This window comes from Sphingomonas sp. Leaf242, from assembly GCF_001422045.1.
Lineage (GTDB): Bacteria > Pseudomonadota > Alphaproteobacteria > Sphingomonadales > Sphingomonadaceae > Sphingomonas.
In genome coordinates this window covers 686058-709913 of the sequence record NZ_LMLW01000001.1, presented here as the reverse complement: position 1 = coordinate 709913, position 23856 = coordinate 686058, and the positions used below count along the sequence as shown (strand labels likewise).

General features: G+C 63.9%; 30 protein-coding genes. 1 reads left to right on the top strand and 29 read right to left on the bottom strand.

The annotated features are described in order from the left end of the window. Positions 1 to 64: 64 nt before the first annotated feature. From ASF09_RS03305 to ASF09_RS20845, 25 genes are all read right to left on the bottom strand, one after another. Positions 65 to 598, bottom strand: coding sequence for a hypothetical protein (locus tag ASF09_RS03305; RefSeq protein WP_060524537.1), 534 nt, complete (start codon positions 596 to 598; stop codon positions 65 to 67). Continuing rightward, positions 595 to 3045, bottom strand: a complete 2451-nt coding sequence (locus tag ASF09_RS03300; RefSeq protein WP_060524534.1) for a hypothetical protein — start codon at positions 3043 to 3045, stop codon at positions 595 to 597. Before ASF09_RS03300 ends, ASF09_RS03305 begins: the two co-directional genes overlap by 4 nt. 46 nt (positions 3046 to 3091) lie before the next feature. Beyond that, positions 3092 to 3922, bottom strand: coding sequence for a hypothetical protein (locus ASF09_RS20625; RefSeq protein WP_060524533.1), 831 nt, complete (start codon positions 3920 to 3922; stop codon positions 3092 to 3094). Continuing rightward, a complete protein-coding gene (locus ASF09_RS03290) occupies positions 3919 to 5505 on the bottom strand; it encodes a hypothetical protein (RefSeq protein WP_060524531.1) in 1587 nt (528 codons plus the stop codon). The genes ASF09_RS20625 and ASF09_RS03290 overlap by 4 nt, the downstream gene beginning before the upstream one ends. 1 nt (position 5506) lies before the next feature. Further along, on the bottom strand, positions 5507 to 5923 hold the full coding sequence (locus ASF09_RS03285) for a DUF6950 family protein (protein WP_060524529.1): 417 nt from the start codon (positions 5921 to 5923) through the stop codon (positions 5507 to 5509). Continuing rightward, positions 5920 to 6516 carry a hypothetical protein gene (locus ASF09_RS03280; protein ID WP_060524527.1) on the bottom strand — a complete coding sequence of 199 codons (597 nt, stop codon included), beginning with the start codon at positions 6514 to 6516 and terminating at the stop codon, positions 5920 to 5922. Before ASF09_RS03280 ends, ASF09_RS03285 begins: the two co-directional genes overlap by 4 nt. Next, positions 6513 to 7106 carry a hypothetical protein gene (locus ASF09_RS03275; RefSeq protein WP_060524525.1) on the bottom strand — a complete coding sequence of 198 codons (594 nt, stop codon included), beginning with the start codon at positions 7104 to 7106 and terminating at the stop codon, positions 6513 to 6515. Before ASF09_RS03275 ends, ASF09_RS03280 begins: the two co-directional genes overlap by 4 nt. Beyond that, positions 7103 to 10315: a phage tail tape measure protein gene (locus ASF09_RS03270; RefSeq protein ID WP_082444019.1), complete on the bottom strand. Its 3213-nt coding sequence runs from the start codon at positions 10313 to 10315 to the stop codon at positions 7103 to 7105. Before ASF09_RS03270 ends, ASF09_RS03275 begins: the two co-directional genes overlap by 4 nt. Before the next feature lie 13 nt (positions 10316 to 10328). Continuing rightward, positions 10329 to 10484, bottom strand: coding sequence for a hypothetical protein (locus ASF09_RS20040; protein WP_156359155.1), 156 nt, complete (start codon positions 10482 to 10484; stop codon positions 10329 to 10331). A 47-nt stretch (positions 10485 to 10531) separates the two neighbouring features. Then, complete coding sequence (locus tag ASF09_RS03265) at positions 10532 to 10993, bottom strand: hypothetical protein (protein ID WP_060524521.1); 462 nt, start codon at positions 10991 to 10993, stop codon at positions 10532 to 10534. Next, the gene (locus tag ASF09_RS03260) at positions 10993 to 11424 is read right to left on the bottom strand and encodes a phage tail tube protein (protein WP_060524519.1); all 432 of its coding nucleotides are present in this window, start codon (positions 11422 to 11424) and stop codon (positions 10993 to 10995) included. The genes ASF09_RS03265 and ASF09_RS03260 overlap by 1 nt, the downstream gene beginning before the upstream one ends. Before the next feature lie 18 nt (positions 11425 to 11442). Next, on the bottom strand, positions 11443 to 11769 hold the full coding sequence (locus ASF09_RS20620) for a hypothetical protein (RefSeq protein WP_200912498.1): 327 nt from the start codon (positions 11767 to 11769) through the stop codon (positions 11443 to 11445). Positions 11770 to 11780: 11 nt separating this feature from the next. After that, a complete protein-coding gene (locus tag ASF09_RS03250) occupies positions 11781 to 12182 on the bottom strand; it encodes a DUF3168 domain-containing protein (RefSeq protein ID WP_060524515.1) in 402 nt (133 codons plus the stop codon). A gap of 2 nt (positions 12183 to 12184) precedes the next feature. After that, positions 12185 to 12643, bottom strand: coding sequence for a hypothetical protein (locus ASF09_RS03245; protein ID WP_060524513.1), 459 nt, complete (start codon positions 12641 to 12643; stop codon positions 12185 to 12187). After that, entirely contained in the window at positions 12640 to 12987 is a 348-nt protein-coding gene (locus tag ASF09_RS03240) for a phage head completion protein (protein WP_235529551.1), read from the bottom strand. Before ASF09_RS03240 ends, ASF09_RS03245 begins: the two co-directional genes overlap by 4 nt. Beyond that, positions 12987 to 13577 (bottom strand): head-tail connector protein, encoded by a 591-nt coding sequence (locus tag ASF09_RS03235; RefSeq protein ID WP_060524509.1) that lies wholly within the window; start codon positions 13575 to 13577, stop codon positions 12987 to 12989. Before ASF09_RS03235 ends, ASF09_RS03240 begins: the two co-directional genes overlap by 1 nt. Further along, positions 13577 to 13888 (bottom strand): hypothetical protein, encoded by a 312-nt coding sequence (locus tag ASF09_RS03230; RefSeq protein WP_060524507.1) that lies wholly within the window; start codon positions 13886 to 13888, stop codon positions 13577 to 13579. The genes ASF09_RS03235 and ASF09_RS03230 overlap by 1 nt, the downstream gene beginning before the upstream one ends. Before the next feature lie 2 nt (positions 13889 to 13890). Beyond that, positions 13891 to 14160, bottom strand: a complete 270-nt coding sequence (locus ASF09_RS03225; RefSeq protein ID WP_060524505.1) for a hypothetical protein — start codon at positions 14158 to 14160, stop codon at positions 13891 to 13893. Positions 14161 to 14255: 95 nt separating this feature from the next. Beyond that, positions 14256 to 15509, bottom strand: a complete 1254-nt coding sequence (locus ASF09_RS03220) for a phage major capsid protein (RefSeq protein ID WP_235529549.1) — start codon at positions 15507 to 15509, stop codon at positions 14256 to 14258. Between the two features lie 13 nt (positions 15510 to 15522). Further along, entirely contained in the window at positions 15523 to 16233 is a 711-nt protein-coding gene (locus ASF09_RS03215) for an HK97 family phage prohead protease (RefSeq protein ID WP_060524501.1), read from the bottom strand. Position 16234: 1 nt separating this feature from the next. After that, positions 16235 to 17590, bottom strand: coding sequence for a phage portal protein (locus ASF09_RS03210; RefSeq protein ID WP_060524499.1), 1356 nt, complete (start codon positions 17588 to 17590; stop codon positions 16235 to 16237). Next, positions 17590 to 19404 carry a terminase large subunit gene (locus ASF09_RS03205; RefSeq protein WP_082444018.1) on the bottom strand — a complete coding sequence of 605 codons (1815 nt, stop codon included), beginning with the start codon at positions 19402 to 19404 and terminating at the stop codon, positions 17590 to 17592. The genes ASF09_RS03210 and ASF09_RS03205 overlap by 1 nt, the downstream gene beginning before the upstream one ends. Then, entirely contained in the window at positions 19349 to 19771 is a 423-nt protein-coding gene (locus ASF09_RS03200; protein WP_060524496.1) for a hypothetical protein, read from the bottom strand. The genes ASF09_RS03205 and ASF09_RS03200 overlap by 56 nt, the downstream gene beginning before the upstream one ends. Before the next feature lie 133 nt (positions 19772 to 19904). Further along, a complete protein-coding gene (locus ASF09_RS03195; RefSeq protein ID WP_060524494.1) occupies positions 19905 to 20141 on the bottom strand; it encodes a hypothetical protein in 237 nt (78 codons plus the stop codon). Beyond that, entirely contained in the window at positions 20138 to 20347 is a 210-nt protein-coding gene (locus ASF09_RS20845) for an HNH endonuclease signature motif containing protein (RefSeq protein ID WP_235529599.1), read from the bottom strand. Before ASF09_RS20845 ends, ASF09_RS03195 begins: the two co-directional genes overlap by 4 nt. A 209-nt stretch (positions 20348 to 20556) precedes the next feature. On the opposite strand from ASF09_RS20845, the gene ASF09_RS20030 reads away from it, so the two are divergent. Then, complete coding sequence (locus ASF09_RS20030) at positions 20557 to 20751, top strand: hypothetical protein (protein WP_156359153.1); 195 nt, start codon at positions 20557 to 20559, stop codon at positions 20749 to 20751. A gap of 646 nt (positions 20752 to 21397) precedes the next feature. On the opposite strand, the gene ASF09_RS03180 is transcribed toward ASF09_RS20030, so the two are convergent. The 4 genes from ASF09_RS03180 to ASF09_RS03165 are packed head-to-tail and all read right to left on the bottom strand — an operon-like array spanning position 21398 to position 23850. Continuing rightward, complete coding sequence (locus ASF09_RS03180; RefSeq protein ID WP_060524489.1) at positions 21398 to 22219, bottom strand: hypothetical protein; 822 nt, start codon at positions 22217 to 22219, stop codon at positions 21398 to 21400. Further along, entirely contained in the window at positions 22216 to 22665 is a 450-nt protein-coding gene (locus ASF09_RS03175; RefSeq protein WP_060524487.1) for a hypothetical protein, read from the bottom strand. The genes ASF09_RS03180 and ASF09_RS03175 overlap by 4 nt, the downstream gene beginning before the upstream one ends. Continuing rightward, positions 22628 to 23545, bottom strand: a complete 918-nt coding sequence (locus ASF09_RS03170; protein ID WP_060524485.1) for a hypothetical protein — start codon at positions 23543 to 23545, stop codon at positions 22628 to 22630. Before ASF09_RS03170 ends, ASF09_RS03175 begins: the two co-directional genes overlap by 38 nt. After that, positions 23542 to 23850 (bottom strand): hypothetical protein, encoded by a 309-nt coding sequence (locus tag ASF09_RS03165; protein ID WP_060524483.1) that lies wholly within the window; start codon positions 23848 to 23850, stop codon positions 23542 to 23544. Before ASF09_RS03165 ends, ASF09_RS03170 begins: the two co-directional genes overlap by 4 nt. Positions 23851 to 23856 lie beyond the last annotated feature (6 nt).

The window sequence follows — 23856 nt, the reverse complement described above, 5'->3', positions numbered from 1 at the left end:
GTTTTTACAACGGCCGCTGCTGCGACCGGTAGTACCGCGCCTGCGGTTGCCATGAGCCGCCAGATCATCGCGTCGACACCACGCCGATCGCCGCAACGAATGTCAGCAGACCGAGGCGGAGCATGCGCCTCACCATCGGCCATGCGAGCCACATGTTGACCGGGAACGGTTCCTTGCGCTGCTGCTCGATCATGCCGGGCTCCGACAGGATGTACGTGATCAGCGCCGAGATCCCGCAGGCGACCGCGATCGGGTCGATCATGCGCTTGGCGGTCAGATAGACGCCGGTCGCGACCGGATCGTGTGGGTTCCACCCCCACAGGCAGACGGCCTCGGCACCGCAGCGCAACGTGATTCCAACCGCGAACAGAATACCGAGCAGACGGTAGATGCTGGCGGGCGAGCGCCAGACGTCCAGCCGGCGATGCTTCACCGCGTCTCCGACCAGTTTCACGATCACCATGATCCCGATCAGTGTCGCGATCGTCATCACGGCGAGGTTGGTGACGACGAGCCAGCCCATGCCGTTGAAGCTGGGGGGCGCGAGCGTCTGCGGTCCTTCCGCGACCGCCTGAGCCGCGAAGCTGCTGTTGGTCATGCTGTCCACTCCAAGATGCTGTAGCGAAGGCCGAAGTTGTTCAGCGGGTCGGTTCCACCGATCCTCACCTGAAGCTCTGCGTCTGATTGCCAGTCGTAGGTGACGGTGACGCCCTTCGGCCAAACGACGGTGCCGTCAGGAGCATGGAGCGTCAGGCTGATATCCGTCAGATCTCGGGACGCGACTGAGGTCTGTAGCGGGATATTCACGTACAGATTGAGGTTGTCGGCGGTCGGGTTGTACGAGCCCCATGCGCCTCGCGCTTTCTCGCCACGGACACGCTGGCGATATGGCGGAAGCGTATAGCCGCCCGCGCCGCTCGCCGGGTAAAGCTTCGGGAAGTCGTAGAAGGTGACCCCAAAATCGGCGCCGGGACGCGCCAAATTTGGGTCGGTGGTGTTGATGGCCGTCACGGACCCGGCCTTGCCGTACCAGTTGATCAAACCGGTTCCGTCGATGTTGAGCGCGAACAGGAACAGCCCGTCCGACCGCGACCCTTCGACTACAGCGCCATTGCGGATGTCGACGACCGCGCCAGTGCTGGCCGTGATGCCGAGGCCGCGAAACTCGCCGCCCTCGATCGACACCGCGGCATTATCGGCCTGGACCGCATAGGGCGATTTTTGGTTATCGAAGATACGGGCGGGCACGGCCCTGGTATGACGGATGATATATTTCTGAATGCGACGACCCGCGTTGTTCGGGTTTCCTACGCCGGCCGGGTCGGGGTTGGTGATGATGATCGCCGCCTGCCCGCCGGTCGGTTCATAGTCGCAATCGATATTGATGATCGTGCCGCTATCGACGCCGTCGGCGATCGCGTCGAGGACGGCAGGCGCGTTACCGATGAAGCTGCACCGGATGCGGCGAATGAACGCGACCCCGGAATAGCTATGGAAAGCGCATTCCATCGGGAGCACGATGCCCCCGTCGAGCGGGTCGGTGTAGACTGAGCAGTCGATATTTTCATGCGTCAGGCCGAGGCCAGTTTCCTCGAAACCGGTCTGCCCGTTGTAGGCTCGGCAGTCCTCGCGGATGGTGTCCTTTGGCGTTGGTCCGGCGTTACCTGCCGAACCCGCGCAGGTGTAGTGCGAGTAGCCGTGACTGTTCAGGACATCGACGCGCGATGCTCGCACGTTGCGGCTGTCGCGACGTATAATCAGACCCGAGCATCGGTTGAGCAGCTGCTGCTGATTGCTGCCCGGCGCACCGGTGTAGCCTGAGCGCTGGCAGTTCACGAAGAAATCGGAGAACGAGCCGCTATCGTCGTCCTCGGAATATACGCCGAACTGCGGGCGGGCCTGGTTGCCGATCAGCGGGATACGATGGAAACCGCACGTCGCGCGATCAAGCCCGCGCAGATGCTTGCCCGAGGGCTTGCGAATATCCGTGCCGAACCAGTGTTGAGCGGTGACGATCAGTTCGCGGACCATCGGCGCGAGCAGCGCGGCGTTGATCGCTGCGGCTTCGTCGGGCCCCCGCGATCCGACGGCGATGTTCTGCGCGATCGTCGTGCGCGTTAGGCTCGGATCGCCCATCGCGCCAAACTGCTGCGGATAGAATGGCTGCCCAGCCTCAAGCACCCATCGCGAGGCGTCTGCCGCCTGGAACCAGCTGAAATCCTGCTGCCCTGCGGCAAGGGCAGGCATCGGCGCGACCCAGCGAACATACCACGCTGCGCCGCCATCGCCGCGCAGTTGCCGGCCGGTCGTCCGGATGCGGTTGATAGCCGACACGAAGGTCATTCCCTTCGCCGCAGCGAACAAGCCGACCTCGGTCGCGCTTGCGCCGGGACTGCCCTGCACGAAGTCAGGCAGTTGGTTCGCATAGGCCTGCGCGCGATCGGCAGCCGCGAGCGCGATGGCAATTGCTGCATCGGCGCGATCGGCAGCGGTTTCCGCCTCGGCAACGATGACCGCCAACTGGTCGGCACCATCGATCGTGATCGTGACGACGTCATCCCCGAACGTCAGCGTCGCGCCGGTCGTCATCCCGTTCGTGTCGGACTGGTCGCCGCCATAGGCCTCGCCGCGATCATAGGGCGCCATGTCTGCCCCCGTCACACCATCGCCGAGGATCCGGAAGGCGCCCTTGGCGATGCGCCGCTTGCGCCCCGAAAGGGTCGCCTGCCAATCCCAAGCGAGATCGGTCGCATCGCCAAGTTCCCCCTCATACGGCAGAGCCTCCATCGTCGTTTCGTTGATCACCATCTCGACGGTGCTCGTCGTCACGCCGGCGGCCGTGACTACCGACACGAGCCGCAAGCCTTCCGCATTGCCGTTAGTCACGGTCTGGAGATCGACCAGCGGCGCGCCGGGCGTGTCACCGACGGCGCGAACCTGCGCGCGCATGGTGGCACCCGTCAGATTGAGCCCGACGATGCGGATCGTGCGGACGCACGGAGTATACCGGTCTGCCACGATGGGCAGCAGGGCGACGTTCGACATAAGGATTTACCCTTGATTTGAATTGGTGATCGGAGGGGAGGTTTGATCAGGCGACTCGGACCATCAGCGCAGAGCCATTGCGGTAGAGGCCAGTGACGGGGACGCCCGCAGTCGCCGCCGCGGTATCGTCGGCCGCGTTCTTCAGGCCAGGCACGAGGACATAGGCGCTCTGCACCTCGATCCGGACGACGCTGCTACCGCCATAGAGCTTTGTGGATCCGCCGTTCGCGCTGTTGTAGCCGATGAACAGGCCATCGCCGCCGGACTTGGCGTTCTGGATTATACGGAACGACGCGTAATTGTCGTTCGTCGCCATATCGATCCCGAGCGCGCCGGCCCCCTGCGCCCCGACGATTCGCGCTTGATAGCTCTGGATCGCCGACCAAAAGTTCGGCGCATTCAGAAGCGGGACTGCCCCGCCGTTGGTGCCGGTGTTGAAGGTCGCCGCCGTGCCGAGGCCAAGCGTGGTTCGTGCGCCCGCCGCCGTTCCCGAACCGGTCCCGCCGTTCGCGATGCTGAGCGCCGTACCGTTCCAGTCGTCGCCGCTGATCTTGTCCCGCAGCGCCAGCGCCTTGAGCCCGAGGTTCGTGCGGGCTGCGACTATGTTTGCGAGGTCCGACAGGTTAGCCGACTTCAACAGCTGCAAGGCTAGCGCGGCGGCGATGTCCGGCTGATCGGCGATCTGCCCGTCGATCCGGCCCCAGCGCGACCAAAACGGCTGGTAGGGCAGGTCCGCCCAAGCCTTCGTGCCGTCGCCCAGCTTGAACTTGCCAGTGTCGCGCTCCGCGGCGAGCTCGCGATCGAGCAGCACCGGATTGCCCTGCGTCCATTCCGCCGCCGCATGGCCGGCGATTTGAAATCTGACCGATACCGTCATGCTAGAGGCACCTGACCATCGACGACCGAGCCATCTCCGAGCATCTCAAGAGCATACTCGCTTGGCAGGTCCGGACGGCTGAAGGTCGTGACCGGAGGAACGGAGCCCGTCAGGGCAAAAACCCGAGCATGCTTGGTGGGGTCTTCGGTTCGCACCGTCAACGTGACCGCGCCGCTTGCCGGATCGAGCGAACGCTTGATGATGATCAGCTGAACATCGGTCAGCCCGAGCTCGCTGATACCGCACGAGATGCAATCGCCGGCGCGGTACCCAATCCACCGCAGCTTCAGCGGCAGCTGGATCGGCATGCGCTCGCGTGAAAGCTCGACGTCATAGCCGGCGAGTTGCGTCGGCTGTGATGCATCTTGCCCGGTCTCGACTTGCACAAGCTGATAGGCGACCTCCTGCGTACGGGTGCCGCCGTCCTGGGCGACGAACGGATCAATGCGCGCGACCGTGCCTGAGACCTCTTCCCAAAAATGTTCTTCGGATCGGTACTTCGGGATTACGCCGTTGATCCGTTCCTTGCGCGGACGGGATCGCGGCACCGAAGCCTTGCCGATCAAGTCGCCCGCCCCGATCGTGGCGATCGAGACGCGCGGCGCCTGAATGAGGCACGACAGGATTGCGCCGTCGCGAATGGGTTCGCCGCCGCCGGCCTGAAGGATCGCCTTCAGCACTTCCCACTTGTCGTCGCCGGTCGTGACCCGTCCGCCCATCGTCCAGCCGTTCAGGTCCGCGATGTTCGCCGCCTCGACGAAGCTGCCGATATCAATCTGACCGGGGCGAAGCCCTACGCCGGCGCGACGCTTCCCGTTCTGAAACCAACCGAGCGCCCACGTCAGACCGACGACATACGGGTTATTTGACCATTGCCAGGTGGTCTGATCGCCGACCCGCTGCGGGCCCAATCCGCCCGGATAGGTGCTATCCTCGCGTGGATCGTACGCCAATATCCAATGCCCGACGCGCAGCATCTGGGGCTCAGTCGTGAAGGTGTTCTTGCCCTTCGCATCGTAGAGCATTGTGACCTGGTCGGCTGCGAGGCCGGACATCTTGTGTGCCGACGTCCAGCCCGGTTTATTGCCGACACCCGTGTTCAGGATACCCGCTTCGGGACAGGCGCCGAGTTGCTTGTCCATCCACAAGCGTTCCGAGAATGGCGGGCCGCTCGCGTTCGTGCCGGTGAATGGCACCGCCTTCCGATCGCAGAACAGTGCGTCGATGCTTGCCACGGGACCTAGCGAAAGGACCGTGTTGATCGTCTCATACTTGTTCTTGTCGCCGTCTCCGCTGCCCTTGCGATAACTGATATCGCCGGCGACACCGGAGCGACCGAACAGGATCGGAATCGATGCATTGGGATCTGCCGACCAGTTGGTCTGTGAACCGCTGCCCGCGCTCGGCTTTTTCGCGAGCAAGCCCGCGCCGATGCTGACGGCAGCGGAGAACCCGGCGGCGATGGCGGTCGCCGTTGCTGCCGATGTGCCGAGGCCGGCCGCGAGTAGCGTCAGGCTCCCACCGCCGGTCGGGATCGCCGCGGCGAGGGATATGGCGACGGCAGCGAACGCGGCGATTTTCATGTCACGTCCTCCATGCTGCTATCGGGGTGACCGCGGGCTGCGCGATCGTCAGCAGGTCGGACCCGGCGAGGTATCCCATGATCCTGCCGTTATCCATTTTCACCGCGAGCGCGCCGAAGGTCTCGTCGTCGCTCGGCATCTCGACGATGTCGCCCTGAACGGCCCGCGCCGTCGGAATCCGCGTGAGCAGGCTGTCGAGCATCTCCGCGAGGTTCGCCCAGCCCTTCGCCTTCAGCGCTCGCTTGGCGGACAACGCGCTGCGAAATTCCTTCATGGGCGGGGGCTTGTGCCCCATCCCGACAATCTGTTTGCGGACGAGATGAACGCAGGTTCCACCCGTCCGCCAGTCGAACGGCTTGCCCGCAAAATGCTCGAGCGTCGCCTGAGTGACATCGCGGCGATTGATCAGGCCGGTCATGCGGTCTGCACCGAGCTCTGGTGGTTCATGCCCCAGTAGACGGGCTCGGTCACACCGGTGATGAAGTCGAGCCCCAGTTCGCCGGGCCAGTATTCCTTGTGCGATGTCGGAGACAGGGTGATGCCTTCCTCACTCGCGAAGAACCGCTCCATGCCGCCGACCACGTCATACGACACGCTATGTTCGTTCGGGCCGATCTCAAGCGTCGGAACGTCAAGCTCCGCATCCGACAGAAGCAACGGCTCGCCGACAACGAGGCCGGTATAGTCGTCGCGGGCGCCCAGCCACAGGCGCACCCTCGCGCCCTGGTCGCTCGGAAGGGACATGGCGAGGGCCGCTTCAGCCGAAGGCGGCAACAGGGTGAAGCTGAAGCCCGGTGCCTCGTCGCCCGATCCGTCGCTGAAATCGTCGATGCTTTGAAGCGAGCCATAGTCGGGGTCGTCGCCGCGGAACTTGGCCCCGGCAAACGTCAGCACCGAAGAGCCGTCGAGCAACCGAACGGATTTCGCAGCGAAGTCGATACCGACCGCGCCGAAGATCGTCGCGCGGTCCTTCGATAGTTCGGCGTCCAGCGCCGGGGCTAGGACGCTCATGCGATTTCCTCAATCCGGAACGACAAGCCGACATTGCGGGCAGTGTCGATCGACCACTTCCAGCCGTCTTCCATGATGCGCCCGGCCATCACTGGTTTGCGCAGGTCGACGGAGTCTCCGATCGTCGCTTCCTCGCGAAGCGGAACCGCCAGCTCGATCTGGGTTTGACCGGATGCGCTGAACACAGACCGCGCGCTCGCAAGGTAAAAGAACCTGCGCCCGCGAGACGTGAGCGTGAGCGCCTGTCCTTCGCGGACCGAATAGCCCGGCCGCCCGCCGGTGACGCTGAGCACTCGCCCGCCGTCGACCGCGGCACTCACGGTTATCGAGTTTCCAGGAATGCCGATCTTGAAGCCGGGCTGCTGAAACTCGACGAAGCAGTCTTCCTGCTTCGCCCGGATCAGCCGAACAATCCATAGCCGCCCCTCCCTCTCGACGCTCATGGTCGGCATCTGCACCGAGATCGCATGGCGCGTGCCGAGCCTGTCCAAGCGCTGACTGGGCCCGCCGAGGAACGGCGACAGACTGGCGCCGAAGTCGATAAGCTCGGGCTCTGCGATGGTCTGTTCTATGTGAGTAAGGTCGATCACTTCCCGAGCCTCCGACCAGCGTATTTCGATTGCTGCTGATTGTTCTGCGAGATGCCGGCCTGCGTGATCTTCGAAGACCCGCGGACGATTCGCGCGTCGAGCATCTCGTCGCGCAAACGCACCTCCATGATGCCGCCATTGTCATTCCCGCCGACAGGGCCGTTGTCCTCGCCCTTCGAGATGTTGACCATCTCGCCGGCCGTGGCGCGGAACGACACGACATTGCGATCGATGCCGCTCATGCCGCCGACCTTGAAAGAGCCGCCAGTCTTGAAGCCGGGCAGTTTCAAGTTGGGATCCGCGACGCTCATAGGCCCGCCGGCATCCCAGCCGCTCATGTCGACCGGGCCGATGGTGCCGCCGCCGGAGCCGCCTGCAACTACGCCGATCAGTTTGCCGATTGAGCCGAGAATGCCGCCGCCGGAGCCACCCGATGAGCCGGAACCGATGTTGGCGAACAGCTTGGCGATCAGGTCGCCGAGGCTGTTCAACGCATCCTCCATGCCCTTCGCGACACGGTCCTTCCACCAACCCTGGAACCAGCTGCCGAAGTTGCCGTCCATAGCTGCCCGGAAGCCGCCCTTGACGGTATCGCGCCAGATGCCTTGCTGACGGACCTGCTCTTCCTGCATCGCCTCTGTCATGGCCTGCGCGGTGGCATCCGCCTCGCTCATGCCCGTATTTGCCTGAAGCTCGCGCGTCCGGCGGATGATATCTTCCTGTTGCTTGAGCGCGCGGATTCTCTCTTCGCTATCGCCGCGGGATTCGGCGAGCGCGATTTCACGCGACCGGGCATCATCCTCGATCCAACGGGCACGCACCGCAGCACGGGCTTCATCCATGCGAAGCTGATCAGCTAGGGCAAGCGCCTCGGCTTCCGCCAGGTCTTTCCCGTGCTCCTGGTAGAAAGTAATGCGCTGCTTGAGCTCGCGCTGACGCGACAGGCTATCTTCCAACTGACGATTGTCCGTCAGCTGGGCGATGTCGAGGTCAAGCGATTGCCGCTCGTCGGCAATCTCCTGCTCCATCTGCTTGCTGCGCGCGGCGCGGATCAAGTTCATGTCGCGTTCGGCTGCGGTGCGTGCCTCCGCTTTGGACAAGCCCGTCTGCTCATAGCTGCCGATTTGCTTGAGAAGGTCGACGCGATCCTGAAGCGCCTGCGCGGCGGTCATATTGCCGCCGGTGCGATAGGCCTCGATCTTCGCCTCAATCTCGAGCTCTTCGCGCTTGCGCGCATGCTCTTCCGTGCGGTCTTTCTTTTCGCGCGGCTTGCGCGTGCGGCCGCCCGACGAGAGATCAGGGTTCGATTTCGGGGCCTGCGGCTTTGGCGGGGCCTTCATGCCCCACCCTGCCGGAAAGCGGGAATCGAGGACTGCAGTGGTGTATGCGTCCCGAGCGGTATCGACCGAGCGCTGCGCGATCGCGACGTTACCCTGCGCGGTACGGTTGCGAGCCATATCGCGCCGCGAATTGCCCTTCGGCACGCCCAGCGCGACGCCCAGCCATGAGCGGTCGTCGGTGTTCTGCGCTTCCGCCAGCTGCGCCTTCGACGCCGCCAGCTGCTGCTTCGCCAGTTCGAGCGCTGCGGCCTTCGCCCCGGCTGCGACGCCATAGAGCGCGGTCGCGAGCTCCTGCGCTTTGACGATCGCCGATTCCATCTCGCTCGTCGCGGAATTGGTCGCTTCGGCAGTCGCCTTGATGACGGGCTCGGCGACGCGATGCGCCGCGTTCATATCGTCGAGCGCCTTCTGCGCTGCCTGAGTTGCCGGCCCGGCCTCTTCTGCCGACAGCGCCCAATACCCAAGCCCGGCCGCGATTGCGGCGAGCGCGATCGGCCATGCGGACGCGGCGAGGAATGCCATCGCGACTTCGAGCACGCCCATCGAAGCGGCGGTGCCGCCCGCTGCCGCCGCCGTCGTGGCGAGGACGCCGCTAAGCCGGCCCGCCGTCATGATGAGCACGCCCCAGCCACTGACGAGCTTGCCGACGATCGCGACGATCGGCCCCACGGCCGCACCGATCCCGAGGAAGACCATGAGCGCGGTCTGCACCGGTTCCGGCAAGCCAGCGAATGCGCGGATGAGCAACGTGATACCGCCGACCAGCGCCGTGACGTTGCTAAGGAAGCCGGTGTCTCCAAGCGCGATAGCCGCCTCTTCGGCGGCCTTCTTCAGCTGCGTAATGCCGCCGGATAGACCCTTCATGCGGGCATCCATCTGCTCTTGCGCAGACGCCTTGTTGATTTCGCCGTTGATGCGCGCGAGGCCCGACGCGCCCTGGTTCATGAGCCCGACCGCCGTACGCATCGCGTCCGTGCCGAACATCGTCGTCAGAGCTTCCGACTTCGCCTTGTCGGAAAGACCCGCGAGCTTGTCCTGCAGTAGCTGGGCGACAGCGGCGAGCGGCTTCATGCGCCCCGTGGCATCGAAGAAATCGATACCGAGCCTCTTCATGAGGGCGCCCGCTTCCTTGGACTTCGGGTTGAGCGAGGTCAGGAACGTCTTGAAGCTGGTGCCGGCATCGGAGCCGGAAGCGAACAGTGCGGACGTCGCGGCGAGGGCCGTGTTGGTATCCTCGAACGACAGCCCCAGCCCGCCGGCGACGCCGCCGACCTGCCCGATCGCGAGCCGATAGTCGTCAAAGCCGAACTTCGACACCAGCATGCCGCCGGTGAGCTTGTCGACAACGCCGTTCATGTCCGCGGCGCTCTTGCCGAATTGCTGCATGATGTCGGTCGTGAGATCGGCAGCGGGCGCGAACTCCGCTGCGTTGGCAGCGGCGAGCTTCAGGACGGCGCCGGTCGCACCATTCAATATCTGCGTGGCGGAAAGCCCGTTCTTCGCGAGCGATTCCATGACGTCGGCGGTGTCCTTCGCCGTCGCGGTGACGCTCTTGTCCGCGCCGAATGCCTTCGCTTGGTCGCGCAGCGCCTTCAACTGCGCGCCGGTCGCGCCCGTCGCGGCTTGCACGCGGTTCATGGACGCTTCGAAGTCCGACGCCAGCTTCAGCGATGCGCCGCCGATTGCGAGCAGCGGCAGGGTGATGCCGACGCTGAGCGACTTGCCGATCCCGCTGATCTTGTCGCCAATGCGCTGATAGCTGGCACCGGCGCGCACCATGTTGCGCTCGGCTTCCGATAGACCGCGATCAAAAGCAGCCGTGTCGATGCCGAGAATGACGCGCAACTGGCCTATGATAGATGAAGCCATCGCGCGCCCTCCCTTATAGTTTCTTGCCGGCTAGTCGTTCGGCAACGGCAAGCATCTGCTTCCAGTCCATCGGCTTCTTCTTCCGAACGGACTTGGCAGATTTCTCGATCAGCTTTTCGAGCTTCGGCAACTTCTTCGCGCGCGTGAGTGCGGCGATCGACCATGCCATAGTCGTGTCACGATTGCGGGCGGTCGATGCCGCCTGCGCGCACGCCTTTACGACTGAGGCGTAGAGGCGCGGGGTTTGCGTCCAGAACGTTGCGGGCGACTGCCCGATCTCGCACCAGATTTCAAAGCAGCGGGCCCAGTCCCACGGGTCTTCGCTGCCGTCTTGAGAGGGTCCGCGGTGCCCTTGTTGGCGGCCTCCGGGAAACTCAATTCGAACGCACGCAGCGCGAGCAGCGCGGCTTGGTCCATCCCGATCGCCTGGATCAATCGACCGGCATCAGCCGACTCGACGGTGCCGTGCCGGGCTTCAAGCCCGATCCGGAACACGGTGCGCATCATGGTCGGGCTGCGCAACGCCTGGGCGCCGATCTCGTCGATCTTCTCGCCAAGCTCTTCCTCAAGCGCGCACAACGCGTTGAAGTCGAGGACGAGGATGCCGCCGGCCTCGAAGCCGGCGACATCGGGATTTGCGGGGAACGCCACTTCCCCCTTGAGCGGGTTCGCCGACATTAGACGGCAGCCGTCAGCACGGGCTTGCCGCTGATCTTGAACGTCGCGGAGCCGGTCATGCGATCATCGATCGGCGTTGCGCGGCCGTGCGCGGTGGCGAACGCCTTGGCGTCGAGCGTGGCACCGTTCGGGAACGTGATGCGCCAAGTATCGACGACGTCGGCCTCAATGTGAGCGGCGACGAGCGCGTCATCCGCCGCGCCCGGAATGAGGTTGTAGACGATACCGAACTCGCCGGCATCCTTCAGACCCGGTTTGAACTCACGCCAGCCCTCGGGGCTCTTCATATGCGTGAACTCGACGGCATCGCGCGCCATCTCGGGCGAGGTCAGTTCGGTCACCTCGGCGAGGACGATGTACGTCGTGCCCGTGGTCTTCTTCGACAGGGTCGTACCGAACCCGATGTCGGTTGCAGTTGCAGTTTCGGCCATGAAAGGTCTCCCTTAAAATCAGTTGGTGGTGACGGGCGGGGCGGAGGGATCGACCGGCGGGGGCGATGCCGGATCGGTTGCGGCCGGTGCCGGCGCTGGGGCTGGTGCGAGCGCTGGTGCCGGCGCTGGGGCGGTCGGCTTCTTCCGGGGCTTGGCCGCGGACTTGGCGGGCGTCTGCGCGGGCGTGATGTCGATCGCGAAACCGCCATCGACCAGCTGCGTGCCGCGATCCTTATCGACGGTGAGCTTTGCGCCGACCTCGTGAACGGGATCCGCGTCGTCCGTCCGGTTGGGATCGGTGAGCGCGTCCATGTCGCGAAAGCGACGCGTGACTTCGATTCTCATCGGCAGGCCTTTCATGAAGAGTAGAAGATGCGCAGGTCGACCTGCGATTTGTGAATGGGACCAGCGCTGTCTTCATCGGTGCCCGTGTCCCGATCGAGCACGAAGATGCGGAAGCGAATGTCGGATATTGAGCCGCGGAAGCCGTGAAGGCCGCCCCTTGCGACCGGCAGCGCCAAGAGGTTGCCGAGGTCGCGAGCGGCCTTGAAAGTCCGGCCCCAGCAATCCGCCTGGACGCGTGCGACATTCCAATGGGATGCCCCGGCGAGCGTCAGGTCGGGGATATCGCTGATAACGTGCAATGCGATGGCGGAGACGGGATCACCCTGCTTGCGCATGCCCCAGTCGACACGACGCTCGACAATGGCAGCGATGCCCGCTGTCGCCAGCAGGTGAGCGCGAAACGCTTCCTCCATGTTCAGCCCCTTCGAGCTTGGCGGCGCGCGTGGCGCTTCGCTGTCTTGTCGATTGCGCTGCCAAGATCGGCTGCAATGCCGGTGAGCAGGTCGCCGTTGTGCTCGTCCCACGCGGCGCGCATGTAGCTGTTCGGCTTGTTATTGACGGATCCGAACTCTTCGGGGACCGCCTGGGGATAGCCGTCTTCGCTGGGTCCCATCAGGACTTCGACCGCCGCGCGATCGACGCCTCGAGCCTTTTTGGTGTTGCCGGTTCGGCCCTGCCTGGTCCCGACGATGATGCTCTCCGAAAGCGCGCCCTTGTCCTTCGGCGCCTTGGCCTTCGCGGTGTCCCGCATAGGCTCGAGCCTTTTCTTGCCGAACCGGACAAGCGTGCCTTTGCCGAGCCCGTTCGGGAGATCGTGAAGCGCTTTGCTGAGATCCGCCAGCCCTTCGACCTTCGTACCGGACCAGCGGCTCATGCCGTGACATCCGTGCGAGAGGACGTGGTAATTTCGATCCCATCGTCGCGCTCGCCGGATTCCTTCACGCCGACGATTTCGTAGCTGCGGCCCTTGTAGCGCAGGGTGTCGCTCGCCGGGTTCAGGGTGCGCGTGACGCTGTCGGACAGCACGAGGAACCGCGAGGCCAGTGTTGCGGCGTTTTCGCCCGCGCTGGCCTTCTCGCCGTCTTTGACATCGATCTTGCGCGCCCAGCGTGCGGTGAGCTTGGCGGGCTCACCCTTTACGGTCGCGGTACCGTCGTCGACATCGGCGCTGCGCCAAAGCTCGATCCGCCGATCAAGCTCGCCGGGATCGATGCGCATCAGCGGTATATCCGGATCGGGTCGAGAAGATTCGTGACCGTCGTCGACATCGGCACCTTGAAAGTAGCCTTGTCCGTGATCGTCGAGCGATTACGGTAGAGGTCGCCGGTCATGAGCAGGATTGCCGCCTTGATAGGCTCCGGGACGGTCGAGACCGTCGTTTCACCAACGGCGCGCGGCAGATAGCCAGCGCGGTACCGGATGCGAATGGCTTCGCGTTTGAGGGAGCAACCCTCCCACGCCCACGACCCGCTTTCTGGTGCGAGATCATCATCGAAGAGATCGAAATCCGCGATCTGCCCGGCGTGTTCGGTGCGATCAGCGCCGAGCCATGAGATGCTGACTAGATCGATGATCGGCTTGTACGGGAGGCGAATGCAGTCGCCGTCAATGACGGAGAGCCGCGCTTCCAGCGTTTGCACGCCGATCGCGCGACCGAGCCAGCCGTCAGGGCCGTCGAGGTGCTGTGTCGCCGCCGCGACATAGGTCTTGATGAGATCCGCGTCGTCGTCGCTATCCTGCTTGAGGTGCCGCTTCGCCTCGTCGATCGTGACGACCGGCTCGGGTGGCGTGATGACGACGACGCGCATCAGGCGATCACGATCGCGGTCGTCGCCGACAGCTTCGACACGTTGCCGCCAGTCGCCGTGACGGTGGCAGTCACCTCTTGCGAGATACGCTTGCCGACGTCCGCCGCCTGAACGACGTAGGTCGCGGCTGTCGCGCCGGCGATGACGACGCCATCACGGAACCACCGACGGCTGGCGAACACGCCGCCCGCGATGGTTCCGTTACTGCCGGTCAAAGTCTGCCCGACCTGCGCGGTTCCCGTGATCGCCGGGGCCGCCGTAAAGGTGCTGACGACCATGAAGCCGCGCGAGCGGCGCGCAGAGCGGGCCATGATCAGGCGCCCTTGTTGGCGGGATCGGCCGCCTTCTTGTTGGCGGGGTCCTGTGCCTTCTTCTCGCCGCCGCCGCCGGATTCCGGCTGCGACTCGTCGGCTGCGATCGTCGGCTTGAAGCCCGCCTTGACTTCGGCGGCAGTCGCTTCGCGAACGAGGCCCTTCTTCTGGAGCTCTTCGAAGCGCTTCGAAGATACTTCGGTCAGGATCGAGCCCGCCGGCGTGTCGCCGTTGTCGCCATAGTGATGTTCGAGCACGTATGCGTCTTTCATGTTCGGTCTCCTCGGTTCATCGAAACCGTGCGCAATGCCCGCGGCTTCGATGAACCGGGTCGAGGCTGCCCTCGACCCGGTGATCGCTTGATCGATTAGAGCAGCGCGCCCTTCACGAGCGCGCCAGGACGACGCACGACCAGAGCAAGCCGCTTCTCCGCGCGAACGGTCAGCATGTTCTTGATGAAGTTGTCGCGATCCTGATCGGAGATGCGGACCTCGGTATCCATCCGATCGAAGATCTGACCGGCGAGCTTGAACGCGCCCGTCAGGAAGTTGCCGACACCGATGCGCTTCGTCGACACGACCGGGCGGCCCCACAGGACCGGACCCGCCAGCCCCTGCGGGTTGGCGAAGATGTAGCCGCCGGCCGCATCCTTGGTCAGTTCGATGCCCGCCCATGCGGTCGGGTGGATGACCATGCCATCCGGCGCATAGTCGGCGAGCTCGACCTGCAAGAGCGCAAGGCGCAGCTGGTCGATCCGCGTCGCCCCGGCGATCACGATCGGCGCCGAGTAGGGCGTCGCCTGCGTATACAGGCCGTTCAGGTGCTGCCCGGTGCCGTCACCGAGCAACAGTTCGGCGTCCTCGGCATCGTCCAGGCCCCAACGAAGTTCGCCGTCGATCAGGCTTTCGAGCTGGGGGATATCGTCCATCGCCTGCCGCGAGACGGGAACCCAGTGCGCGATGGTCTTCACCGGCGACTGGGCGACGTCCCAGGTGTATGCCGACTCCGGCTTCTGCGCGGTCTCGGCAACGCCCGCCGCGGCATTCGTGCGGGCGACCTGGTAGGCATATTCGATCGAATTGCCCTCGGTGCGGCCGGGCGTGAGCAGATCACGGACGCGAAGGCCCATGCGCTGCAAGCCGGTCACTTCGGTTTGCCGATCCGGACGGATCAGGCCGCCGGACGATCCGGCAGCGGTGGTGACGGCCTTGACCGCGAAGCCGACCGTGCCCTTGCTGCCACCCTCGGCATATGCCTTGACGTCGGGGTGATTGGCGACTTCGTGACCAAGCGACTTCAACTCGGGCTCGTCTTCGCCGCCGCCGCGCCGCGCAGCCGCCAGCTTCTGCGAAAGCTCGGTGACCTCGCCGCGGATACCCGCGAGCTCGCTCAATGCCTTGTCGGCCTTTTCCTTGGTGTCGTTCGAGACCTTTTCGCCGGCCTCGCTCTTGGTCTTGAACTCGGTGGCGAAGCCCTTCACCTCGTCGAGCGCCGCAGCGAGCCGCTGGTCGAGCGTCTTTTCGTCCGCACCGCCATCCTTGCGGCCGAACTCGGGAACGGGGCGTGCCATGCACGCGGCGGTAGCGCCGGCCGCGAGGGCCAGCATTGCAGGCGTCTTCATCATGTTTTCCTTGTCAGGCGGACTTCAGCGAGAAGCCGGCCAGGGTGTCCGACAGGGCCTTGAGCCCCGGATTATTCGCCGGGTCGCGATCGGACTCCCTCCGCCGCAATTCAGTCAGACCGTGGGCGACGAAACCCGCGGCCTTACTTTTGGAGAAGCCTACCTCCCGCAGGTACTTCTCCATTTCGCGCTCGGTCGGCAGTTCGCCGTGCGCGAGCTTGAACTTCACAGACTCGACCCGCGCGTCATCGTTCGCGGGGAATGTGACGAGGCTGATTTCGACGAGGTCGAGCTTCGTGAGCGTCCGGATTCCGGTCTTCTCGTCGTAGCTGCTTTCGCGGACCCAATAGCCGATGGACAGGCCGGTCACGATCTTGCGCTTCGCGAGCGCATGCGCCTCGCGCGCCTGGGCGACGTCGGCGATCAGCAACTCGCCATCGCCGAATAGGCCGCGCTGGTCTTCCTTCAGATTGGTCCACGCGCCGATAGGTTCGCCGCTGCGATGCTGCCATAGGATCGGCACGGGCCGGCCCTTCGCAGCGATCTCCGCCAGGCTTTCCGTGAATGCGCCAGGTGCGACGATCTCGCCGTAGCTGTCGACGGTGCCGAACACGGAACCGTAACCGCTGAACGTGCCGTCGTCGCCGACGGCTTTGACCTCGAAATCGAAGTCGCGAACCTTGAGGGCGCCGCTATGCTTGCGCCCATACTCTCGAAGCAGCATGTCAGTCCTCCAGGCCGTTGGTGTGTCCGAGCATCGCGGTCTTCACGCGAGCATCGATCAGTGAATCGACGTCGCCGCCGAAGAGCAGGTTCATCAGTGCCGATCGCGCACCAGCCTCGACGCCCGGCGCGTTGCCCAGCTGCGCGAGGTCGACGAGATTGGACTGCACGGTGAGGATGCCGCTGGTCGGCTTGGCGGGCATATTTTCCTTCGCCCGCATCTCTTCGCGCGACATCACGCCGTTTTGACCGAAGGCGGAATAAAGCGCGGCGCGGGCGGCGCTGTCGGCGGCCATCAGCGATTCGCGGTTGATCTCCGGATAGATCAGCTTCCGCTCGGCGATCGGCAGCAGCTGCTTCTTCACCGCCTGCTGGATGTTCGTCAGCAAGGGGTTGAGCAACAGGGTTTGCCAGCCGAGCAGAAGCTGCTCGATCCCGCTGCCCCACATGGTTTGCCCCTTGGCGGCGTGCCCGATCAGCATCGGAAGCATGCCGAACCATCGGCAAATCTCTTCGACATCCCACGCACGCGATTCCAGAAGCTGAACCTCCGCCGGGTTCATTTTCAGCGGGACGAACTTGAAATCCTTCTCAAGCGGGACGATCCGACCACGCATCGCATCGCCGACGAACGCGTCGAAGATCGCGAGAAGGTCGGCACGCTGTTCCGGCTTCAGATTGACTGAACCGGTTTCCATGAAGCCGGCCGCTTGAAGCCCGTCCCGGAAGGTGTCCGACGCGGTCTTATTCGCCGCCATCGCACCGCCCAGCGTCCGCCGCCCGTATTCGATCGACGACAGTCCGACGTCACCGCCCAGGGTCAAGCCGCGCAGGTGGAACACCTTGTCAGCGGGAAGCTCTTCAGTCTTGCCGCGATCGTTATAGACGTAGACGCGCTGGTTGTTCCGGTCGCGCTTCACCGAGACGAGGTGCGGTGGTAGCGGCGTCAAGGCGGTCACGCGCGAGCCGAGCGTCTCCTTCTCGGCATACGCGTTGCCCCAGAGATCCATTGCTGCAACCTGCCCCGCCCAGAACTCGGCGGGCGTCTGGTCGCGGTTCGGCTCTTCGTGAACGAGGTCATACAGCCAATGGTCGGCGCGACTCTTGCGCCCACCGTCTGCCTGCTTCTCGAAAACGCCCATCCCCATCGAGCCGACGACATCAGATTTCAGACGAACGCACGCCCAGGCTGCCGCCAGACCGAGGGTGGTCTTCTGATTTACCGTCTGCCCGGCGCTGCTGATCGACGAGCCGTAAGCGATGGCCTTGCTCGAAGCTGCGTCTTCGGGAGCGCCACTGAGCTTCCCGCTTTCACCGGACACGCCCGCCCACTTCAATACGGATCCGACCCACGCCATCAGCGCGTGGCCTTCATCTGAGCGATGAAGTCGTCGAGACTGTCGTCTTCCACCGTCGGCATTTGCAGCGGCGCCAGCGCGTTGACGGTAGCGTCAACACCATCGATTTTGTTCATCGACATCGGCGTCTCCTTCTTTGGCAGGATCGTGCCGTCGACCTTGCGGGAGACGACGGTGTTACCGACACACCACGTCATCACGGGGTTGCCATCGTGCCGCAGCAGGTGCGGGCCGCCGATGACGCGAGCCTCGAGGTTCTTCGCCGGGTCGGTCACGGCCTTCGCGGACTTGTGCAAGATCGTCGCGATCGGCTCGCCGCCGTCGTCGAGATCCTCGTTCAGCCTGGACGCCATCGTCTCCGCCGCGGCGAAATGATCGAACGTCACGCGGCGAACGCGCAGCACCTTGGTCAACTTCCGAATGCGGCGCTCGATCACGTTCTGATCGACCCAGTCGCCGGCGGTCGTCTTGAGGTGCCCGCTGGCCTTCCATTGCCGGTAGAGCGTGGCGTTGTTGCGGTCCGTCTGTCCGTCGCGTGTAAGCACGGCGTCCGGTAGGAAGAACCACGTCTTGATGAGCAGCTGGTCGTTCGCGTCGATCGCGACCAGCGACACCGAAGTCATGTCGTTCTTGTGCGCGAGATCGGCGCCGATGTAGCAGTCGAGCCCGCGAAAGTCCGACAGGCGAAGCGCGCGATCAGTGCAGGCAATCCACGCTGGAACCGAAAGCCATGCGGACGCAGCCGACATCCACTTGTTCAGGCGCTTGGTGAAGAACTCCCCTTCTTCACCGGGTGCGCCCTTGGCCTTGACCGCCAGCCGTCGCATCGATTCGATGCTAGGCGTGACCGGCATCAGCGGGTTCGCCTTAGGCCAGTTCTTTTCGTCGTACGGATCGTCGCCGATCTTACGCTCTGGCGTGAAGTCCTTCGGGCCGTCGAGGGTGAAAATGATGCCGAAAACGTGGTCGGCGACGATCGCGCCTTCGAGCACTTTCGTCGAGAATGTCCGCTGCTCGTAACAGACGCCGTCAAGGATGTAGCCGGCCGTCGTGATCTTCCAATAGAGCGGATTGCGGCGCGCACCGTCGGCGGAATGAATCACGTCGTAGAGGCCGCGATCTTTATGCGCGTGCAGCTCGTCGAGAACGGCGAGATGCGGGTTGTGCCCGTCCTGTGTCGCCGATCGGGAGTTGATCGTCTGAACCGTGCCGCCGTTGGCGTCGCAGGTGATTGCGCGGGCCCATGCGTGCAAACCGAACGCTTCCTGAAGCTCCGGCGTCTTCTGCACCATGAGCTTGGCGGGGTTGAAGACCTTCTGCGCCTGCGCGCCCGTGGTGGCGCCGATCAGCACCAGCGGCCCGGGCTCGTCCTCGCAGGTCGTGCAATACAGCACAACACCCGCGGTCAACGTCGACTTCGCGCCCTTGCGAGCCATCTCGATATAGGTGTCGGTGAAGCGACGAAGGCCGGTTGCCTTGTCCCGCCAACCGAACACCATCGCGAGGATGAAAATCTGAGCAGGCTCGAGGCTGAGCGTCGGGGTTTCCCACCGGCCTTCGACATGCGGCAGGCCTTCGATGAAGTCGCAGACGTCATTGGCGTGCCAGGGGTCGAACTTGAACGGCCAGTCCTTTTGCTTGGACCGCTTGAGATCGTCGAGGTGACGCTGCCCTGCCAGGCGGACCCACTTGCAATGCTTGACCTGTTTCTTGTCCGCCGCCGCCGCCTTCGCATAGGCGAGGGCGATGGCCGCGAAGTTACGACCGCCCGCGGGCGCCGTTTCGGGCGAAGCGGTTTGTCGACTTGCTGGCATCGGCACCCCCACCGCCGATCCGGCTCTTTGGCCCTGCGATCCGCAAGAGCTCTTCCATCTGGCGAAGGTTCGTCAGGTAGGCCGCAGAGGGAAGCTCGCCGTCCTTCGCGCTGAAGGCGGCGCGGACCTCGGCTTCAAGCGCGCAGTATCGCGCGAGCAAGTTGCTGTCGGCCTCGGTAACTCCGGCCGCCATGACGCGGCCGATGACGTCCTGCCAAACATCGATCGCTGCAGCGCTCAAATAGTCGGGCCGTACCGGCGGGTCGCCGGGGACGATGATCTCGGTTTTCATGCCGTCGCGGATCGGCTGAAACGTCCCGCGCGCGAGCTTGGTGCTGGGCGTCTCCGCCTTCGGTCCTCGCTTCATGCTCGGGCCTCCTAAAATTTAATGCGGCCCAAAAGTTTAATTCGCACGCGCAGAAATTAGTCCCCCAACGCGGTCCCAAGGCCCGACTCCCCCCGAGTTTCGACCCGCCTACCCCCTTGGGGCCGGTTTGGGTCTAGTCGAGGGTGAGACGGGCCTTTTCGTGCGTCGTCGCGCAACTTTCGTGCGCGCCCGCGTGGTTTTCGTCGATCGTGCCTAGATCGGCGTGCATCCCGGTGCCGATGATGGTCGCGCCGAGGCGCAGCACCCTTGACCCGACCCAGATGCAGGCTGTCCAGCGGCGGCGCCCGGTCATCCGGACGATCAACGTCGTCTTCGCCAGCGCAGCACTCATCGGGACATCGATGTTCATCGTGAGTTGCTCACTCGTGCTCGCTTCGACTCCCGCGCCGTCTTGACAACGTCGCATGGCTTGCAAAGGCCCTGGTAGTTCTCGCGCTCGTCCCCGCCGCCTTCACCCTTGGAGATGATGTGGTCTGCGATCTCGGTCGCAGCGTACCGACCGGCAGCGATACAGACCCGACATAGCGGTTCCTCGCGCAGGACTCGGGCACGCATCAGGTCGTGGTCGCGCCCGTATCCTCGAGACTGGCGCGACGTGCGCGTCGTCCAGTTGGACAGCTTGCGAGCGGGCTTGGCCTTGCGTGCCTTCAAGTTCGGCGGGCGGGTCGGCATCGATCGCCTCGCGATTTGAATACTCTGTTGCTACCCAATCAGCATGGGCCCAGCCTCGGTCGGCCGCGACTCGCGAGCAAGGGGAGAGCAACATGGCGAAAGACAAAGGCCCACCGAGCTATCGGGACTCGGGCGATGGCAAGTTCGTGACGCCGGGTTATGCGAAGACCCATCCCGGCTCGACCGAGAAAGAGCATAACAGCCCGCCTCCGAAAACGAAGAAGTTGGCTGCGGTACCGGCAGGCTGTCTAAGAGGCAGCCTGCCGATCAATAAAGACACGCGTTAGGTAGGTCGAGTGCGGCCGCGTAGAATTTACTCGACTTCCTCTCGGACGGGATCCGCAAGAAGTTCAATGAGTTGGTCTCGGATCCACACCCGCATTTCAGATGGGTTTAGGTTGGGCGGCTGATCGATGTCGATCGACAAGCTGACGTGTGCGCCGCTTGGGTTAGCCCGAACCTTCCACTTATCGTTCGATTGCAGCATGAGCTCGGCTCGCACGCCCGGCTCAGAGTGGATCGTCTTACCCGTCTCTCGGCCGTTCGTAGTGTGCGTGACTGTCAGGGAATTTGAGACAGTGAAGCTTTTAACCAGCATGACCATTAAGCACTCTCCTTGAGCGCCCACCGATAATAACAATACCTTTGCTGGTCGAGCGCTTACACGCCCCCCACTAAATCCACGGCGGTGAACCGCAAAAGCGGTTCAGCCATCATCAACCAGAACATATATACTCGAAAGCACGAAGTTCAGTTGCAAGTTCCGGAAGTACGAATCTTGAACTGCATCAGCCTAGTCGGGTACGACCCTAAAATCGTCGGAAGCTGAGCTCCCGCGATCGGTAGTGGGGAGCGCAAGGTACAAAGCCCCAGATCGTCTAGCCCCGTGACCGCTTGAGCGGTGGCGTCCCGAAGAACTGCCACCGCATATACTCAAGCGCGGGCGAGTTGCCAAGCCTCCACAGCGATGACGAGCATACCTCCAAACACGACGACAGCCGACCGACCGTCGCTACTTTCGACCACACCCGTCATGCCAGTAAAAGCCGGCACATCTTCGACCTGAACCTTTTGCCCAGCATCGAAGTCGCCGCGTTCGTCGCGCAACGCCTTGCGCCGTTCAGCCTCGCTTATGCGCATCGCATGTATCCGCTCGCGCTCAGTCTTCATCGCGGCCCTACGTATGCGTTCGGCTTCCTCCCTTGTCTCGGCGGCACGGATCGCCGCGATGGCGGCGGCCGCCTCACGCTCCGCATCTTGCAGACCAAGCACCGATGCGTCTGCAATCTCAGGGTAACGGCCGCCGTGACGGAAGATTGAGAACGGCGGGTGAGGCGTAATATTGGCGCATGCGACCCGCACGAGCAATGGCAGGTCGCGCGCCCTGGCGAAAACGAACGTTGGCAGGATCGCGGCGTCGACTTCGATCAAGGGCCGCGTGCCGTCTAGGCGGGGCTTCACTCCCGCCTTTACCCGTTTCAGCGTCTTTCGAGGACTCCACGCTTCAATCCCCGCTTTGGTCAGCGAATCTGCCAAAGCCAGCGTGCGACCGCCGGAAGTGCGCAGGATACACCAGCGCAGGCTTTGATCTACCAGAGGCTTCATCTCGCTATCATCGACAGCGGCCACCTTGCCGTTGTCCAAGTCGACGACCCCGCCGCCGTCGAACCTCACAGTGCCAACCTCCCCGTCGATCGCGTAACCAGGGGCATTTATCCGCACGCGGGTGCCGGCCTTGATCATATCAATGCTCATTCGTCAGTCCCAACCACCTGCTGAAGTCGTTCAATCATCCGCGCACGCTCGGCGACGAGCGGCTCCGCTGTGGAACGCATCTCTCCGATAGAGGGAATGAACCCATGTCGTGCCGACTGGACGGCTCGGTCGATGGCGAGCGCCGCGATATCGTGCGGCAGGTCCGCCAACAGCCGAAGGTGCTCCGACAGCCAGAGCGTCAGCAATTCAGGATCGGCCTGCGATCGTGACGCCATGAAAAGGGTCCAGAGGATCGTCAGCCGGTCGCCGAGCCATTCACGCGGTACCGGCACCGCGCTGCGCTGAAGCGCGCCCAGCACGCGTACTGCTTCGGCCTCGCTTCCCACTTGAGCGAGCACGCGGCGCGCATGTTCGGGAGTCCAGGCGGGCGACCCATCGAACACGAAACTACGGTCCGCCAAGGCCGACAGCAGCGCGGGCGGCACGCATGGCGTCAAGGGGGGAGGATCGAGCAGGTGTCCGTGCGCGGTCAACGCTAGATCGTTCATCGTAATTGCCTTCGGTGATCTTCAGGAGATTCTTAGGCTCGAGGATCCAGTCGATCTCAGCGAACCGATAGTTCGGGGCGGTCTCGCCGCGCAGGAACGGCGACCCGCGGATGCTGGCGAGCACCCTGCCCCATCCCTCGCTGCCACCGACCTCGCCGATCCGAGCGGCCAACTTCTTCCGTCGAACGTCGTTGAGCGTCAGCGCCTTCGCGCCGGGGACGAACTCACGGCGAACGGCCTGATACCCGGCGAACGCGTCGTCCACCGCATCGCTCGTAGGCACGACGACCGGAAGGTGGATCGGCAGGCTGGGCGGGAGGTCGGGCAGCATGCTGCTCGACGAGTCCGAAGGACTTAATCCTTCTTCCCTGTCTTCCCCTTTTTCCCTGTATTCTCTTGTGGGTTGGTCTTGGGTTGCTTTTGGGTTGGCCTTGGGTTGTCTCTTGGGTTTTTCCACTGCGCTGCGGTCGGCAACATCGGCCGTATCACCCTGGTATCGTTCATAGTTTACGATGGTCACGATGGTCCCAGCTCGGGCCGCGCTATGGGTTGAATTTTCGCTTATCATCCCCGCGTTCAGCATATCTGAAAACAGTCTGCGGACCTGCTGCCGGCCCAACCCGAAATCGTCTGCGAGCATCCGCTGCGACACGAAAACCTGCCCGCGTTCGAGATGGACCATGCCGAACCGGGTCTGGAATGAATGCGCGCGCCACCGCGCCGTATCGGTCATCCAAGCCCATACCGCGGCTTCCTGTTTGTTCTTGAACAGGTGGTGCTCCCACCTGCCGCGATGCGCGCGAGCATAGCCGCTCATCGCGCAGGCTCCGGCTCTGGGGCATGAGCATCAAACGCGCACACTGCGATGATCAGCATGCCCCCGCCGGTCGATCGGACCTGCCAGACACCAGCCCGTTCCATACGCCGCAGGAAGCCGCGCACTTTCGGCTGCGACCAATCGAAGGTTACCGCGAGTTTATGGACTGCAGTCAGAAGCTCGCCGCGCGCGAGCGGCGCGTGCGGGATGCCGAGGCGTTCCTCGCCGCCGTAGAGTGCCGCATGCTCCACCGACCATAGGAACGCTTCCCGCTCCGTGAACGGCTGCGGTCTGAACGAGTCCATCCACCC